This window comes from Corallococcus sp. bb12-1, assembly GCF_026626765.1.
GTDB classification, from domain to species: Bacteria; Myxococcota; Myxococcia; order Myxococcales; family Myxococcaceae; genus Corallococcus; species Corallococcus terminator.
The window spans coordinates 228,666-244,208 of the sequence record NZ_JAPNJZ010000010.1 but is presented as its reverse complement, the minus strand read 5'-3'; the positions used below and the strand labels follow the sequence as shown (position 1 = coordinate 244,208).

Below are 15,543 nucleotides of genomic sequence, written 5' to 3'. Positions count from 1 at the left end.
TGAGGGCAAGGGAAACGAGCCCCGTTATATAGGGCGCCCTCATGTCCCTCGACCTCAAGCGCGTGGCCTCCGAGCCCCTCACTTCCTCCGCCCCCCTGGTGGAAGAGCTCCGCAAGGCGCAGAAGCCCCGGGCCGAGCACCGGCTCGGGCTGGAGCACGAGAAGTTCATCTACCCGGTGGGGTCCGCCCAACCCGTCCCCTATGAGGGGCCGAACGGGGTGGGGGCCCTGCTGGAGAAGCTGGCGCCGGGGGGCTACGAGCCCTTTCGCGAAACGCCCCAGTCGCCGGTCATCGCGCTGCAGAAGGGCATCGAGGCCATCTCGCTGGAGCCGGGCGGCCAGTTCGAACTGTCCGGCAGCCCCTTCTTCACGGCGCGCGAGGCGCACGAGGAGAACCTGGCGCACCTGAGGGAGACGAAGGCGGCGGCGAAGGAGCTGGGCCTGCGCCTTGTGGGGCTGGGCTACCGGCCGGTGGGCACGACGGGCGAAATGCCGTGGATGCCCAAGACGCGCTACCAGGTGATGCGCCGCACGCTGCCGAAGCGCGGCCGGCTGGCGCTGAACATGATGTTGATGACGTCCACCGGGCAGGTGTCGCTGGACTGGTCGGACGAAGCGGACTGCGTGAAGAAGACGGTGACGGTGGCGCGCCTGTCGCCGCTGCTGGTGGCGCTGTACGCCAACAGCCCGCTCGTGGAAGGCAAGCCGTCCGGCTACATGACCTTCCGCAGCCGCGTCTGGGAAGAGGTGGACCCTACGCGGTGCGGCTACCTGCCGTCCTGGTTCGACGGCTCCTTCTCCTATCAAGCGTACGTGGACTGGGCGCTGGATGCGCCGCTCCTGTTCCTGCGACGCAACGGCGAGTACCGCCACCCGGAGCTCACCTTCCGCCAGTTGCTGAAGGAGGGCTACGAGGGCAGGCCGCCGGACATGGGGGACTGGACGGACCACCTGTCCACGCTCTTCCCCGAGGTGCGGCTGAAGAAGGTGCTGGAGGTGCGCGGCGCGGACTGTGCCAGCGCGGCGATGACGGGGGCGCTTGGAGCCCTCTGGCGCGGCATCCTCTATGACCCCCAGGCGCTGGACGAGGCGCAGCTGCTCCTGCCCCGGTTGAACTTCACCGAACACCTGTCCTTCCACGACACCGCGCGCCGCGAGGGCCTTGCCGGGAAGCTGGGTGCGCACGAGCTGCACCGGCTGGCCGGGGAGATGGTGGCCATCGCGAAGCGGGGGCTGATGCGGCTGGATCCGCTGGACGCGCCGCTGCTGGCGCCGCTGGAGGCCGTGGCCGCTTCAGGGAAGTCGCCCGCGCAGGCGGTGCTGGATGCGTGGGCGGAGGATCCGCGTCCGGAGGTGTTGATGACGCGCTTCGAGCTGTGAGGCCGTGAAGCGCGTCCCTTCGCGGACGCGGACCCCGGGGCGGCGGGCTAGAAGCGGCCGCCCACGGTGATGTTGCCGTTGAAGAGGCTGCCCTTCGCGTCGTCGTCGGTGCCGGGGACGGTGACCAGCTCCTCGCCGCCGACGAGGCGGTAGGTGCCGCGCACGCCGGCGAAGAGGTTGCCCAGGCGGTAGTCGATGCCCGCCGCGATGGGTAGCTCCGTCTGCCAGTCGTTGCTGAAGACGGGCTCCGAGCCGCTGGAGGCGTCCAGGTAGCTCAGGCCCAGGCCCACGCCGACGAACGGGTGCCACTTCTCGTCGACGATGGGACCCAGCTTGCCCAGGATGGTCCCGTTGTTGCGCCAGATATGGTTGCCGCCGCTCACGCGGGCATCATCGATGGGGATGCTCTGGCCCTCGTAGCCGACCTCCACGCCGACGAGGGGCGAGGGCTGGGCGACGGCGGTGATGCCGAACAGCGCGCCTATCCCCGTTTCGTCACCCAGGTCGCCGGTGAAGCCGCCCAGGCCGACGCGCACGTCCAGGCCGGCTTCGACATCCTGTTCGTTGAGGCCCACCTTGCGCCCCACCTGGGTCGCGTCCACCGCGAAGGCCGGGGCCGCGATGCCCACGCCCGCCGCCACCACTCCCGCCATCATCGAAAGCTTTCTCATGTCCAGGCTCCTCCCGGTCTGTGAACTGTGAAACCTGGAATGGAAGCTGGGTCCTCCGGGACAGACACCGCACCTGCCCTGGAGGAGGAGCCAGGGGACCCAGGGCCCTACCGGCGGCCGAAGAGCTTCTTCAGTCCGGACAGCAGGCCGCTGGGGCGGGCCTCGGGTTCGGTGAGGAAGGGCGAGCGGGCGACGAGGGCCTCGCGGGTTGCGTCGTCCAGGTCCTCGGTCGCGAGCGTCACGGGTTGACGCTTGCCGCCGGGCAGGGTGGCGCTGAAGGCCAGGGTGCCGTCGGTGGACAGCTCCAGGTGCACCTCGACCTCGCCGGGGCGCTCCACGGAGAGGGTGAGGGCGCCGAGCCACTCGTTCTCCGCGGAGGCCTGCGCGGTGCCCTGGAAGAAGGCGAGCACCAGCGGGCCGGGCGCCGCCATGGGCAGCACCAGCGTCTTGGAGGTGGGCAGCGGGGTGTTGCGTTCCAGCACGCGGCGGAAGGTGCCGGCGTGTTCGGCGATGCCGATGGGTGAGGTCAGGACTTCGGAGACGCTGGCGGCGGGCTTGCCGACCTCCGCGAGCAGCAGCGCGTGGCCGAGCATCGCGGCGCCGCGCACCCCGGCGCTGCGCGCGTCCACGTCCTCGCGCACGGGTACGCCCAGGCTCTCTTCCAGGCGGCGGCGCACGAGGGGCGAGCGGCCCTGTCCGCCCACGAGCACCACGGCGTCCAGGCCCTGTGGGGACAGGGCGTTGGATTCGAGCACGTCGCGGGTGACGGCGACGACGCGCTGGGCGAGGTCGGCGGTGAGGGCTTCCACGCGCTCGCGGTCGAGGGTGGGGCCGCGGCCGGAGGGCAGCACGACGTCCACGGAGTCCTGGGTGGAGAGGGTCTCCTTGGTGGCTTCGGCGATGGCGCGCAGGGGGAGCCAGTCGAGCGGGTGTTCGGGGCGGGGATGGCCCTGTTCGGAGAGGTCGCTGACGAGCGCTTCGGCGATGCGGGCGTCGAAGTCCATGCCGCCCAGGGTGGGGTCGCCGCCGGTGGTGATGACCTCCAGGTCGTCGCCCGTCACCTGCACCACGCAGACCTCCAGCCCGCCGCCGCCCAGGTCCACGACGAGGACGCGCTTTCGGGCCATGCCTCGTCCGTGCGCGTACGCGAGCGCGGCGGCGGCGCTGTTGGTGAGCACGCGGCGCACGTCGAGGCCGGCATCGAGGGCGGCGTCGCGAAGGGCGGCGCGCTGGCGTTCGGTGAAGTGTGAGGGCGCGCAGAGGACGGCGCGCGTCACCTTGCGGCCGAGGAACGCGGTGGCGGCCTGGTGCAGCTCGCGCAGGAGCAGCGTGGTGAAGAGGGCGGGGCTCACGACGCGGCCCCCGAGCTCCACGCCCGCGTCGCCGCGAAGGTCGGTGGCGATGGGGAAGGGGAGCTGTGGCCCGAGCCAACGCAGGTGTGGGGATCGGGCGCGCAGGCCGAGCAGGCGCTTGAGGCCGAGCGTGGCGCGGCGGGGTGCGCGGGCGGCTTCGATGAGGGCGGCGTGGCCGGTTCGCAGCTCACCGTCGCTGTCCATCGCGATGACGGAGGGGAGGCCCGCGCTGTCGGTGCCGGGGATGGGGATGAGGGTGGCGACGCCGTCGATGAAGACCGCGACGCGAGCGTGGGAGGTGCCCACGTCGATGCCGAGCACGACCTCCGCTGCCGCGGGCGTGGTGGCGGGGGCGGCGGTGGGCAGGTCGAAGAGCGTGCGGCGGCGGTTTCGCGCGGCGGTGTCGCTGGGGGTTCGGCCCTGCGCTTCGGTGGCGGGAGGCGGAGGAGTCTCCGAGGGGCTGGGGGCTGGGGGCTGCGCGGGGGCGGGAGTTGCGACAGCAACGGGGCGCGACGGTGGGGCCGCTGGATCCGTATCCGGGGTGGGCTGGGATGCGGTGGGCCTGGCGGCGTCCTCGGTGGGGGGCGTTGAGGATGGGGACGGAGCGCTGGTGGGCTTCGTGTCGGCGGAGGGGCCGGCCGAGGACGCGGCCTCTGCGATGGGAAGCGCGGTGTGGGTGCCGGTTGGTGTTGCGGCTTTGCTCTCTGCTGCCTCTGTCGTGGGCGTGGCGGAGACAGGTGCTAGCAGGGCGGTTGAGGCTGTCGGGGACGCAGCGTCCGTCGTGGAGGCTGAATCCTTCGAGACTGCTGATGCCGCTGGCGCGTGGGAAGCAGCATCCGCCGTGGATGAAGATTCCTCCGAGGCTGCGGATGCCTCTGCCGCGTGGGGCGCTGCACCCGCCATGGAGGCAGGTTCCTTCGAGGCTTCGGATGCCGCTGGCGCAAGGGGCGTTGCGGTCGCTGTTGAAGCCGACTCCTCCGAGGCTGTGGATGCCTCTGCCGCGTGGGGCGCTGCATCCGTCGTAGAGACAGCCTCCATCAAGGCAGCGGATGCCGCTACCGCGTGGGACGTTGCATCCGTCGTGGCGGCAGACTCCTTCGAGACCGCGGATGCCGCTGCCGCGTGGTGCGTTGCGTCCGTCGAAGGCTCGACACGGGTCGGCGTCGTCTCAGATGCGGACGTTGCTTCCTCGTGCGGTGGCTCACCCGGTGGGACCGTGCTGGTAGCGAACGCATCCGCTGCGGTGTCTTCCGCGTCTGGCCGGGAGGGCACCGAAGCGTCCGCGTTCGACGCGCCTTCGGACGGGTCCGTATGGGTCGCGGTGTTTGACTGCTCCGTGGTGAGCGCGAGCGGATCCGGCGCAGTGCTTGCCGTGTCTTGCGCAGGCAGGGTGCCTGCTTCCGAGGATGTGGTGCTCGCGGACTCAGCTTCCGGAGAGGGCGCTTCCGTCGTGCTCGCGACGAAATCCGACGGTGTCTGGGCGGCAGAGGCCGCATCCTCCTGGCCTACCGACGTGGAGCCCCCCGGCTCGAAGGCATGTGCCGCGACGTTGGGGAAAGCTGGCTGGCCAGAGACAGAAGTGGCTTCAAGCGAGGGCGGTGCCTTCGGGGTGGCCGAACCGTCGTGCGGGGTCTCTTCTTGCGAGAAGGTCTCAAGGGCGTGAGCTGCCACTTCTGGGGCAGGACCATCGCCAGCGAAGAGGTTCGCAGACTCGGTCGCGGACGGATCCGTGCCCTCTGGCCCTGCCCCGACAGAAGCCACGGACGTGGAGGTGGGAAGCGGGGGCGCCTCCTCGCTCGCGGGCTCAAGGGAGTTCGCCGCCGAAGGCTCGATGCCAGTCTGCCCCGCGACTGTTTCGCCACGGTGGTCCGCAAAGGATCCGGAGGTGGGTTCGGAGTCCGCCGTGAAAACCGACGGCTCTTCGTCGTCCCATCCCTCTTCGACCGGAGTGGCATCCGCGAACGCCTCGGCAGCAGGATCCTCCAGCGATGCGTGTGAGCGCTCCGCGTTGTTCAGGGACTGCTCGGGCGCGGCATCGGCGTCCGAGAACACGCCTTCCGTCGAGGCCTCCTCGACCGTCGATGCGGCATGCGTCGTCGAAAACTCCGCCGTAGCCGCTTCCTCGCTCAACCCCTCCGACTGGAACGTCGCCGCTTCGGAAGAAGGCGCTTCTTCCGTGTGGAACTCCGCTGCGGATGAGACCCCGGTATCTGGAGAGTCCTCGCCCTGAGCGAACTGCTCCGCGTGTGTCCGCGCGGGAGGGAAGGGAGCTTCTTCCGCACGAACTGCATCAGCTTGCGCGGCCTCCTGCTCGGGCGTCGGTGTGAATCCGGAAGCGAGCACTTCCGCATCCGGAGGTGCTTCAGGAAACGTGGGCGCCCCGACGAGCGCGGTCCATGCATCCTCTTCGCTCAGCGCGCTCGCGGGCGTCTCGACTGGCGCGGAAGCCTCCGCGTCCGTGCGCGGCCGCTCCGCCTGGGCCTCGTCCGCTGGGGACTCGGAATCCACCGGGGGCGAGAATGCCCACCCCTCTGCGGGCTCGTCGGCGCGTGATTCAAACGGTGCCGTGACGTAAGGCTCCGTGGCCTCCGGAGTCGCCGTGTTCTCGAACACCGCATCCGCGTCCGGACTCGCACCGGTCCGGTCGTCCGCCGTCGCGACTTTGTCGCCGCTGCCTGGCGTCTTCGTGGCAGGCGCATCGGAACGCGAAGCCGCGACCTCATCGTCGCGAAACAGGTCCGCCGGGCCGCTCGTGGCGACGGCCTGCTCCAGCGCGGCGGCGAACGGATCCACCTCTTCCGGTCGGTCGCTCGCTTCGCGCTGGATGGACGCGGGGTCGATGCCCCACGCGAGCAGGCGCTCGGCCTCCGGATTGCGAGGCACCGCATCCTGCTCCCACGCACGGAGCGGCTCCGAGGCCGTCAGTGACGGCGAAACCTCGGGCTCCGGTTCGGAGGCGGGCTCCGTGGGCTCGACCCCGAGCACACCGTCAGCAGCTTCAGGGGCGCTGGCCTCCGGAGAAGTTCCCTCCTCGGCATCCATGTGGAGGTCGACATCGAAGTCGAGCGGTTGCTCGCCATCGGTCGCCACTCCCGTGCGCGCCGCCTCAACACGGGCCGACTCCGTCTCCACGAACGCGGGCGTGTCCTGGGATGCAGCCTCCGCCGCACCAGCATCGAACCGCGCGTCTGGCGTTGCGTCCGTGTCGCCGGGAACCGCCACGTCCGCGTGGGATGCGGGCGCCTCCTGCGAGAGCCCTGGTGCGTGCACTTCCCCGAGCACCCCGTTCGGATCGAACGCCTCCACCGACGCAGGCGTGAGCCCAGCCATCGCGGTGGCATCAAGCCCCGGGGCGGACTCGGACGTCGCCGGTCCAGGCGAAGGTGCTTCTTCCTCGAAGGCGGGAGGCGCGACCGGGGACTGGTTCCAGACCGGCGTCTCCGCGCGTCCTTCCGGAAACTCCGGCTCGGTGAAGAGCGCGAAGGCCTCTGTCCCGGCCGCGTCCGTCGTTTCCTCGGAGGACTCGAACGGATCCGGATCCGTGGGCCGGACCGGCTCACGCCCCGCCACGGATGACGACCCGCCCTGCGCCGTCGAACCGGATTCGGACGGCAGCCTCACGGCGGGGAAGGATCCGGAAGAGGCAGGCGGCGCCTTCCAGTCCTTCGTTTCCTGCCTCATCCCAGGCGACTCCGCGGAGGCGGAGCGTACGGTGAACATCTCCCGGGTCGACCGCTGCGGCATCCCCGGGATGGACTTGTTCCCCCGTGCATCGCGCGAAGGACCCACGTCCGGAATCGACGCGAGGGCTTCCTCTCCCGCTTCGTGCTCCGGGAAGAGCGACACCGGTTCTTCGGGCTCGGCCAGGACCGGGGGCGCGACCGCGTGAGGCGCTTCCACGACGGGCACGGGTACGGGCGCCTTCGGCGTCGCATCCAGATCCCGCCGCGCACTTCCCGACGACACCTCCGGTCCCGGTGGCGGCACGCCTGGGGTACCCGGAAGCGGAGGCACTTCGCGGTGTGTGGACGGCGTCTCGCCCGAACTCCGCGCGGGGGGCAGCGCCGCCATCCGCATCGAAGGCCGCGAGGGCGCCACGGCCGCGGCCTTGCGCACGAGCCCCGGCGGGAGCGGCGCCGGTTCCGTCCTGGGCGCGGAGGGCGACGCCAGCGTTGGATCCTCCCGCTCCGCCTCCGTCCCAGCGCGCCGAGCGACGATGCGGTCGATGAGCGCCTTGCTCGCGGCATCCAGCTTGGTGAAGCGCACGGTCATCCCGGCCCGCGCGTTGCCCACGTCCGGCTGGGCCTTGCTCACCACGCCTTCACCGCGGAGCAGCCGCGTGCCGTCCGCGAGGACGAACTCGAACGCCAGTCCTGTGCCCTCCGGCTTGAGGGCCCGGGTGGCCACGAAGACTCCGCCACGCCCCACGTTCGAGCCATACCGCTCGATGAACTCCTCTTCCGCCGTGTACGGCAGGCGGATGCGCAGGGGGAGGAGCTTGGGGGCCGGCCCGGTCATCGCAAGGGGATCCGCACGTCCCCGCCAGCGCCCTTCACCACGAGCGCCAGCCCTTCGTCTTGCACCGCTTCCGGAGGCAGCTCGAACATCAGCACCACCTCCGTGCGCTGTTCGGGCGCCCAGGTGGTGGGCAGGGGCCGCGTGCCGGCCACCGCCTGCGCGTCACGCGCGAGCGCGTACGTCTGCCCCTTCGCGTCCGTCAGCCACGCGCCGTCCAGCGACAGCGGCGCGGGCACCTTCCCCACGTTCTGGGTGACGAGCTCCACGCGCAGGAACAGGTCCTCCGTGGTGAGCCCCAACCCCGTCTTGCCGGAGTTGCCCTTCACCGAGTGCGACGACTGCAACCCGGTAAGCTTCATCGCCACCGTGTCCACGTGCACGGTGTCGTTGGGCGCGGGCAACCGCAGCTTGCTCGGGCCGGTGTCGCCCATCTCCGCGGCGAGCCCCGCCAGCCGTGACTCCTTCTCGGGTTCCTGCCTCGGACGGGCGGAGGCCGCGCCGCCCTTCTTCACGCGGTCCGCTTCCGCACGCAGCTTCTCCAGCGTGTTCGAGGCGGCCTCCTGCCCGGACTCGGGCGTGGAGGCGTCCTGCGTGCAGCCCCCCAGGAGGAGGGCCGCCGTCAGGAACATCCCGGGCCAGGTTGGGGCGTGGAGACTCACGCCGGGCTCGCGCCCTTCACCAGCTCGTAGAGCTTCTCCAGCGCCGCGGGCAGGTTGGCTGCGTCCGGACCGCCGGCCTGCGCCATGTCCGCCTTGCCGCCGCCCTTGCCGCCCACTTCCTTGGCCATCTCGCGCACCAGATTGCCCGCGCTCATGCCCTTGGCGACCATGTCCTTGGTGAGGGCCACCAGGATGATGGCGCGGCCGTCCTTCTCGCCGCCAATGGCAATCACGCCGGAGCCGATGCGGTCGCGCAGCTGATCCGCCATGCCGCGGAACACCTTGTCGTCCGCGGGGTCCACGCGCGTCGCCAGCACCTTCGTGCCGTTGACGTCGCGCGCCTGCTCCAGGAGGTCCTTGTTGGAGGCCGTCTGGGCCTTCACCGCGACCTCCTCCACCTTGCGCTCCAGCTCCTTCACGCGCTTCTGGGTCGCCTCCACGCGCAGGGCGACCTCCTTGGGCGTCGTGCGTAGGAGCGCCGCGACCTTCTTGAGCTCGTGCTCCTGCTCGCGCACGAACTGGAGCGCGCCCACGCCGGTGACGGCCACGATGCGCCGCACGCCGGACGCGATGCCGCTCTCGCTGGTCACCTTGAACAGGCCGATGTCACCGCTGCGCTTCACGTGCGTACCGCCGCACAGCTCGGTGGACTCCGGGTGCACGGTGACGACGCGCACGGTGTCGCCGTACTTCTCACCGAACATGGCCACCGCGCCGGACTTCTTCGCGTCGTCCAGCGACATGATGCGCGTCTGGGCGCCCGCGTTGTCGCGCACCCACGTGTTGACCAGGTCCTCCACCTGCTCCAACTGGTCCTGCGTGGCGGGGGAGAAGTGCGAGAAGTCGAAGCGCAGGAAGTCCGGCGCGACGACGGAGCCCGCCTGCTTCACGTGCTCGCCCAGCACGCGCTTGAGCGCCTTGTGGAGCAGGTGCGTGGCGGAGTGGTTCGCGCGGATGGACTTGCGGCGCTCCACGTCTACGGACGTCTGCACCATGTCGCCGACCTTCAGCGTGCCCTCCGCCACCTCCGCGGTGTGGACGATGAGCCCCTGCACCGGGCGCTGCGAGTCCTTCACCTGCACCACGGTCTTGCCGCCATGGGCGACGATGCGGCCGGTGTCGCCCTGCTGGCCGCCGGACTCGCCGTAGAAGGGCGTCCGGTCCAACACGATGTCCACCGTGGCGCCCGCGGAGACCTGGGGCACTTCCACGCCGTCCTGCACGAGCGCGAGCACGCTGCCTTCGCCCTCGTGGCCCTCGCCGTCGTAGCCGAGGAACGTGGTGGCGCCCGTGCGGCCGACGACGTCCTGGAAGATGTCCCCGACGGACTGGGTCTTCGTGTCGAACTTCTGCCGGGAGGCTTCGTCCTCCTGGAGCTTCTGGAAGCCCTCCAGGTCCACGTCGAAGCCGCGCTCACGCGCGATGATCTGCGTGAGGTCCCACGGGAAGCCGTAGGTGCCGTGCAGCAGGTAGACGACGTCGCCGGTGAGGATCTTCTGGCCGGAGGCCTGGAGCTTCGCCAGCTCGTCGTCCATCAGCTTGAGGCCGCGGTCGAGCGTGCGGCGGAAGCCCTCCTCCTCGTGCTTGGCGACCTCCAGCAGGAAGGTGCGGCTCTCGCGCAGCTCGGGGAACGCGTCGCCCATGAGCTCGATGACGCGGTCCACGACCTTGTAGAAGAACAGGTCCTTGAGGCCCAGCTGCGTGGCGCCATGGCGGATGGCGCGGCGCATGATGCGGCGCAGGACGTAGCCGCGCTCCACGTTGGAGGGCTGGACGCCGTCGGCCACGAGGAACGCGGTGGCGCGGGCGTGGTCGGCGACGACGCGCTGCGAGGCGCCGGTCTCCTGGGTGTAGGGCTGGCCGCACAGCTGGCTGACGGTGGCGAGGATGCCCTGGAAGAGGTCGGTGTCGTAGTTGGAGCGCTTGCCCTGGACGACGGCGGCGATGCGCTCCAGGCCCGCGCCCGTGTCGATGGACGGCTTGGGCAGCGGGATGAGGGGCGCGTCCTTCTCCTTGCGTTCGAACTGCATGAACACGAGGTTCCAGATTTCCAGCCACCGGTCGCAATCACACGCGACGCCCTGGCACGGACGGCCCGCGGCCTCTTCGACACACGGGATGTCGTTGCCCTGGTGGTAGTGGATTTCCGAGCAGGGGCCGCACGGGCCGGTGTCGCCCATGGCCCAGAAGTTGTCCTTGTAGCCGAGCTTCAGGATGCGGTCGGTCGCGACGCCCTGCTTCTCCCAGAGGGCGAAGGCCTCTTCGTCCCAGGGGATGCCCTTCTCGCCGTTGAACACGGTGACGGCGAGCCGGGAGATGTCCAGGCCCAGCCGCTTCGTCACGAACTCCCAGGCGAACGCGATGGCTTCGGCCTTGAAGTAGTCGCCGAAGGAGAAGTTGCCGAGCATCTCGAAGAACGTGTGATGCCGGGCGGTGTAGCCCACGTTGTCGAGGTCGTTGTGCTTGCCGCCGGCGCGCACGCACTTCTGCGACGAAGTGGCGCGGCGGTAGTCGCGCTGCTCGCGGCCGGTGAACACGTCCTTGAACTGGACCATGCCGGCGTTGGTGAACAGCAGGGTCTGGTCGCCGACGGGTACCAGCGAGGACGAGGCCACGCGACGGTGGGAGCGCTCCTCGAAGAACTGGAGGAACGCCTCGCGGATCTGGGAGGCGGTGAGGGCGGAAGGCATGGTGTGGGTATATGCCACAAGAGGGCCGGACGCAGCAGTTCCTGGACGGGTCATCCCCTGTGGGACGGCCCATGTAGGCGGGGCTGACGGCAGGGGGGCAGGGGGGCGGGCAGGGGCCGTGGACGGAGGGCTGGAGCGTCTGGTGGTTGGGGCTCCAGAGTTCCGGGAGGCAAGGGGTGAGATGTTCTCGATGCCTGGAGGGGCGGATGCGTGGGATGCCAGTCGGAAGGAACGCGAGCACGTGGACGGTGGGGGGGCTCAACCTCGTCGGAGGCGTCTATACGGCGCTCCTGGGCGGGATTGGATACGTCTGGGCTTCGGAGCCTGCGGTGGCTCCGGGGCACCGTGGGGAGGGGCTCCTCCAGGCTTCCGCTGTGTCACTCGCGGTGGGCCTCGTGGGCGTCCTGGTCATGGGCTGTAGCGTCGCGTTCATGCTGGGGCATCGAAAGGCCTGGCTTCCGCTCGGGCTCTTCGATGGTGCCTGGCTGTTCTTCAGTCTGTGGCTCGGCTGGAGCGCGGGCACTGGATGGCTTCTGGCCGTGCCTGTCTCCGCGTGGCTCACCTGGCAGTGCTGGGCCTCGCGGAAATAGCTTCAGGTCCGCGAGTCGGCGTCGGAGGTGTTAATCACCCGAGGACACGCTCCCGAGGGTATCCATGGCCTCCTTGATTCTTCCTCTCCTGGGTGGAGCACTCATCGGGTTGAGCGCTTCGCTGCTCCTGCTGTTCAACGCGCGCATCGCGGGCGTCAGTGGCATCGCGGGGGGACTGTTCGGCTCCGTGGATGGGGAGCGCGGCTGGCGCTTGGCCTTCCTGGGCGGACTGGTGGGAGGAGGGTTGCTGTTGCGCATCGTCTGGCCCGGAGCGCTGGGGGCTCCCGATGTCCCCGGGCCTGGGTGGCTGGTGGCGGGAGGGCTGCTGGTGGGGGTGGGGACGCGGCTGGGGAATGGCTGCACCAGCGGGCATGGCGTGTGCGGCATCGCCCGGGGTTCGCGGCGGTCGCTGGTGGCCACGCTCACGTTCATGGTCACGGCGGTGCTGACGGTCTTCATCGTCCGCCACGTGCTGGGAGGTGGGACGTGAAGGCCCTCTTGAGCGCGGGGCTGTGCGGTGTCCTCTTCGCGCTCGGCCTGGGGCTGGGCGGGATGACACAGCCCGAGAAGGTGATGGGCTTCCTGGATGTCGCGGGCCGTTGGGATCCATCCCTGGCGATGGTCATGATCGGGGCGGTGGGCGTGCACGCCGTCTTCCTGCGACTGATCCTCCGTCGGCCTGCTCCGGTGCTGGCCCCCCGGTTCCCGACGCCTTCACAGACGCGGGTGGATAGGTCGCTCATCGTTGGCGCCGCGCTGTTCGGCGTGGGGTGGGGGCTCGTGGGCTACTGCCCGGGCCCTGCGTTCACCGCGTTGGCCACGGGTGGACGGGACGTGTTGTTGTTCGTTGGATCCATGCTGGCGGGGATGCTGCTGTTCCGCCTCATCCGAGGGCGCCGTCGTATTCAGACGTGAAAACATCCGGCTTTATCTGGACGCTATCGATCGTCACGTTGGCGGGAAGAGAAACGAGACTGGCCAGGATCTGCTGCGCGAATGCGCTGATATCGCGAAGGATCTTGAGTCTTGGTTTGGAGCCGGCTACGTCGTAGATGCGCGCGATCCGATATCCCGGCGTGGCCGCTGCGAAGCGCAGTTCGGCAATGCTCATGTGGAGCGGCCTCTCGAATGAGCCACGCGTTGTCTTCACATCAACGAACACATGGGGTGCGTCCCCGAGCCACCTGGCTGCAAGAATGTCGTAATCGAATGCCGAGCGCGCATGGGTTGCGGAGACCCATTCAAAATCGGATTCGTCGTGGCCGGTATTTGTCAGCCACACCTCGAACAGTTCCTCACCCAGTTGGCCGGTTTCTTCAGCGACGAGAAGCTGGTCGCGCAACTCCTGTGCCGTCATCGCGACCGAACGCCTAGAGGACATTGCTCCAGTCGGAGCCGCTATGGTGCTTCCAAATAGAATGTCTTCGACTGTGTCCTGGATGAAGAGGGCGTCGAATGGGTGTTCGCCAATGGCGTAGGCGTTGACGGTTGTTGCGCGGAGATCTGCGATGGTTGCTTCCTGGACGGACCTCATGCTGTTCTGGCTTGAGAAGTCGAAAGCATTCGCAAGAGCGGTGTGGAGCCTGCTGTCGCTCGTGACAGAAACAAGGACTAGCGAAGCGGAACGAGGACGCTCATTGCCTTCAAAGGAAATGACCGCGAAATCCCCCTCCGCCAACCCGTCATAACGCTCTGGTTCTCCATCCGGATCGTGAATGACCTCACCGTTGAGGCGCCAGTTCTTTGCTCCTTTGGTTCGAAGGGCCTTGCGCATCAGGCGGTGCGCAGCCTTCCCTCCTGGGCCCATCACTGTCAGTGCGATGGGGACCTGATCGAAGGTACCCTTGAGGCCGGGGTAGAAACGCTCAATGAAGATGTCGCTATTGAGGTTGATTGCCTTCTGTTTCGACAGCTTTACGTGCGCCTTGAAGAACGACAGGTCGGATGCCGTCAGGGATTTGATCGCGATCTTGGCACTGCTCATGTCCACCAGTCCCAGGTGCTGCTTCGTGTTGATTCTCAGCCGGCCGCGCTGACTTGGGCTTTTGAATCGTCGTGGATGTCGACAGGTGCTCCAGCATGGACACCCAGTTCCTTGAGGAGTGGCTCCGCGAGGGCATTGGCCAGAAGGGGGGGAACGGCGTTCCCGATCTGTCTGAACGCAGGATTCATGGTGCCCGAAAACTTGAACCCATCCGGAAACGATTGGAGACGGGCTGCTTCACGCACCGAAAGAACACGCGCTTGGTCACTGTCATAGTGGATATGGCTGTACGAGTCCTTGCCGAGATGGGCCATCAACGTGCGAGCGGGCTCATCCGGCGCCATCTTCCGCCACTTGTTCGGGAACTTCCCCGGATCATAGGGAGGGACATAGTTGCTGCGGAGTTCTTCATACTCCGGGGATCCGGGTTCGAAGTGACGGCCAGCCCGCTTCTCCTTCGCAAGGTGTTCTGTGAAGAGGCGCTCGGCCAGCGCATAGGCTTTCGGATAATCGTCGCCGCATTTCATGGCACGGAAGAGTCGATAGTCGCGGTCACTCAAGGAACGGATGGAGTGGTCCCAGATCTGACCGTCGCCCTTGAATCCGGACCACGTTCTCATCAAGCGCGCATAGGCCGAAGGCGTGACATCCGAGCGATATGCTACCGCCTCATCAAACCGCCGCGCGCCGCGGCGGATGGTCCCGTCAAGGTGGCCGGTGATTGATGGAAGATCCGCGATGGCTTCGCCTACGGTGACTGGCGGGCGGCTCTTCCGCTTGGACTCAACGATGGGCACATACCGGGTCTTGGGCGCAAAGAGGTCACCCAGGACGATATGTTTCAAAGCGACATCACGTGTGCCCTGATACCCGGAAGGAAAAATAACCTTCCGGGTTGGCATTGGGAATGAATAGTAGGCCCCTGCCGCCTCATGGATGGCGACAAGGATGAACCGCTCCCTCATCTGCGGCACACCGTAGTTGGCTGCGTTGACGAGCGTGTACCTGCAGCGGTAGCCCAGCCCTTCCAGGATTTCGCACACCTCTTCTGCCAGATTGTGTCCTCCGAAGTTGAGGATGTCCGGCACATTTTCCATCAAGAGCGCTACGGGCTTGAGTTCCTTCACGTACTCCAGGTACGGAAGGTAGAGCTTGGCCCGGGGATCGTGGCGGAAGGCCTCGGGGTGTTCATGAACCTCGCGCAGCTTTGCGCGGCCTACGCGGGTGAAGGCAGGGCACGGCGGGCCGCCCACCAGGATGTCAACCTCGTGATCCGGCTTCTTGATTCCGAAGGAACGAAGCAGGGCGTGGGGGCCGGTGACCGTGATGTCCTTTGGGGCGGCATGCGCTTCAAAGAGTTCCGGACGCAGGCCATGATGGAAGTTCAGGGCGTGAGATCGCGAAGCATGTTCGTCGAATTCCACACCGCCAACGATCTCGCATCCCGCGAGTTGGAAGCCAAGGGTCAGTCCTCCGCACCCGGAGAACAAGTCAAGCAGTCGTGGACGCTCTCCGCGTGCGAGGCGGTTGAGCTTGTACTCGATGGGTCGAAGCATGGTGTTCTGGGTCCTATGGCCTGGCAGTGCCCGGTGTTCGTCTTCTGGAAGAACAGGCCCGACCGCTCCGGCGAAGCTTTCGCTTGAATCCTCCTCCGCGCCGACTGGACGCTCGGGAGCACTGGGGTCGATTTATAACCCAGC

10 protein-coding genes are annotated in these 15,543 nt (G+C 68.2%); 4 read left to right on the top strand and 6 right to left on the bottom strand.

The features are described from left to right. Window positions 1–41: 41 nt before the first annotated feature. Window positions 42–1,379: a glutamate--cysteine ligase gene (locus OV208_RS14890; protein WP_267574490.1), complete on the top strand. Its 1,338-nt coding sequence runs from the start codon at window positions 42–44 to the stop codon at window positions 1,377–1,379. Window positions 1,380–1,426: 47 nt separating this feature from the next. On the opposite strand, the gene OV208_RS14885 is transcribed toward OV208_RS14890, so the two are convergent. The 4 genes from OV208_RS14885 to alaS all read right to left on the bottom strand — a co-directional run bounded on the left by OV208_RS14885 (window position 1,427) and on the right by alaS (window position 11,269). Further along, window positions 1,427–2,050: an outer membrane protein gene (locus OV208_RS14885; RefSeq protein ID WP_267574489.1), complete on the bottom strand. Its 624-nt coding sequence runs from the start codon at window positions 2,048–2,050 to the stop codon at window positions 1,427–1,429. Between the two features lie 107 nt (window positions 2,051–2,157). Beyond that, window positions 2,158–7,920: a TIGR02266 family protein gene (locus OV208_RS14880; protein ID WP_267574488.1), complete on the bottom strand. Its 5,763-nt coding sequence runs from the start codon at window positions 7,918–7,920 to the stop codon at window positions 2,158–2,160. Next, the gene (locus OV208_RS14875) at window positions 7,917–8,579 is read right to left on the bottom strand and encodes a hypothetical protein (protein ID WP_267574487.1); all 663 of its coding nucleotides are present in this window, start codon (window positions 8,577–8,579) and stop codon (window positions 7,917–7,919) included. Before OV208_RS14875 ends, OV208_RS14880 begins: the two co-directional genes overlap by 4 nt. Next, window positions 8,576–11,269 carry an alanine--tRNA ligase gene (alaS, locus tag OV208_RS14870; protein ID WP_267574486.1) on the bottom strand — a complete coding sequence of 898 codons (2,694 nt, stop codon included), beginning with the start codon at window positions 11,267–11,269 and terminating at the stop codon, window positions 8,576–8,578. Before alaS ends, OV208_RS14875 begins: the two co-directional genes overlap by 4 nt. Before the next feature lie 215 nt (window positions 11,270–11,484). Here alaS and OV208_RS14865 point away from each other — a divergent pair, with 215 nt between their 5' ends. The 3 genes from OV208_RS14865 to OV208_RS14855 all read left to right on the top strand — a co-directional run bounded on the left by OV208_RS14865 (window position 11,485) and on the right by OV208_RS14855 (window position 12,774). Further along, window positions 11,485–11,859: a hypothetical protein gene (locus OV208_RS14865; RefSeq protein ID WP_267574485.1), complete on the top strand. Its 375-nt coding sequence runs from the start codon at window positions 11,485–11,487 to the stop codon at window positions 11,857–11,859. A 64-nt stretch (window positions 11,860–11,923) separates the two neighbouring features. Continuing rightward, the gene (locus OV208_RS14860; protein ID WP_267574484.1) at window positions 11,924–12,349 is read left to right on the top strand and encodes a YeeE/YedE family protein; all 426 of its coding nucleotides are present in this window, start codon (window positions 11,924–11,926) and stop codon (window positions 12,347–12,349) included. Continuing rightward, window positions 12,346–12,774, top strand: coding sequence for a DUF6691 family protein (locus tag OV208_RS14855; RefSeq protein WP_267574483.1), 429 nt, complete (start codon window positions 12,346–12,348; stop codon window positions 12,772–12,774). The genes OV208_RS14860 and OV208_RS14855 overlap by 4 nt, the downstream gene beginning before the upstream one ends. On the opposite strand, the gene OV208_RS14850 is transcribed toward OV208_RS14855, so the two are convergent. Continuing rightward, complete coding sequence (locus tag OV208_RS14850; protein WP_267574482.1) at window positions 12,743–13,843, bottom strand: hypothetical protein; 1,101 nt, start codon at window positions 13,841–13,843, stop codon at window positions 12,743–12,745. The two genes, OV208_RS14855 and OV208_RS14850, sit on opposite strands and share 32 nt — an antisense overlap. Before the next feature lie 35 nt (window positions 13,844–13,878). Next, on the bottom strand, window positions 13,879–15,399 hold the full coding sequence (locus OV208_RS14845) for a DNA cytosine methyltransferase (protein WP_267574481.1): 1,521 nt from the start codon (window positions 15,397–15,399) through the stop codon (window positions 13,879–13,881). Window positions 15,400–15,543: the final 144 nt, after the last annotated feature.

Coding starts and splice junctions, on each gene's coding strand:
- alaS (WP_267574486.1), bottom strand. CDS start 11,269: ATGCCTTCCGCCCTCACCGCCTCCCAGATCCGCGAGGCGTTCCTCCAG.
- OV208_RS14860 (WP_267574484.1), top strand. CDS start 11,924: ATGGCCTCCTTGATTCTTCCTCTCCTGGGTGGAGCACTCATCGGGTTG.
- OV208_RS14865 (WP_267574485.1), top strand. CDS start 11,485: ATGCCAGTCGGAAGGAACGCGAGCACGTGGACGGTGGGGGGGCTCAAC.
- OV208_RS14845 (WP_267574481.1), bottom strand. CDS start 15,399: ATGCTTCGACCCATCGAGTACAAGCTCAACCGCCTCGCACGCGGAGAG.
- OV208_RS14850 (WP_267574482.1), bottom strand. CDS start 13,843: ATGAGCAGTGCCAAGATCGCGATCAAATCCCTGACGGCATCCGACCTG.
- OV208_RS14880 (WP_267574488.1), bottom strand. CDS start 7,920: ATGACCGGGCCGGCCCCCAAGCTCCTCCCCCTGCGCATCCGCCTGCCG.
- OV208_RS14890 (WP_267574490.1), top strand. CDS start 42: ATGTCCCTCGACCTCAAGCGCGTGGCCTCCGAGCCCCTCACTTCCTCC.
- OV208_RS14885 (WP_267574489.1), bottom strand. CDS start 2,050: ATGAGAAAGCTTTCGATGATGGCGGGAGTGGTGGCGGCGGGCGTGGGC.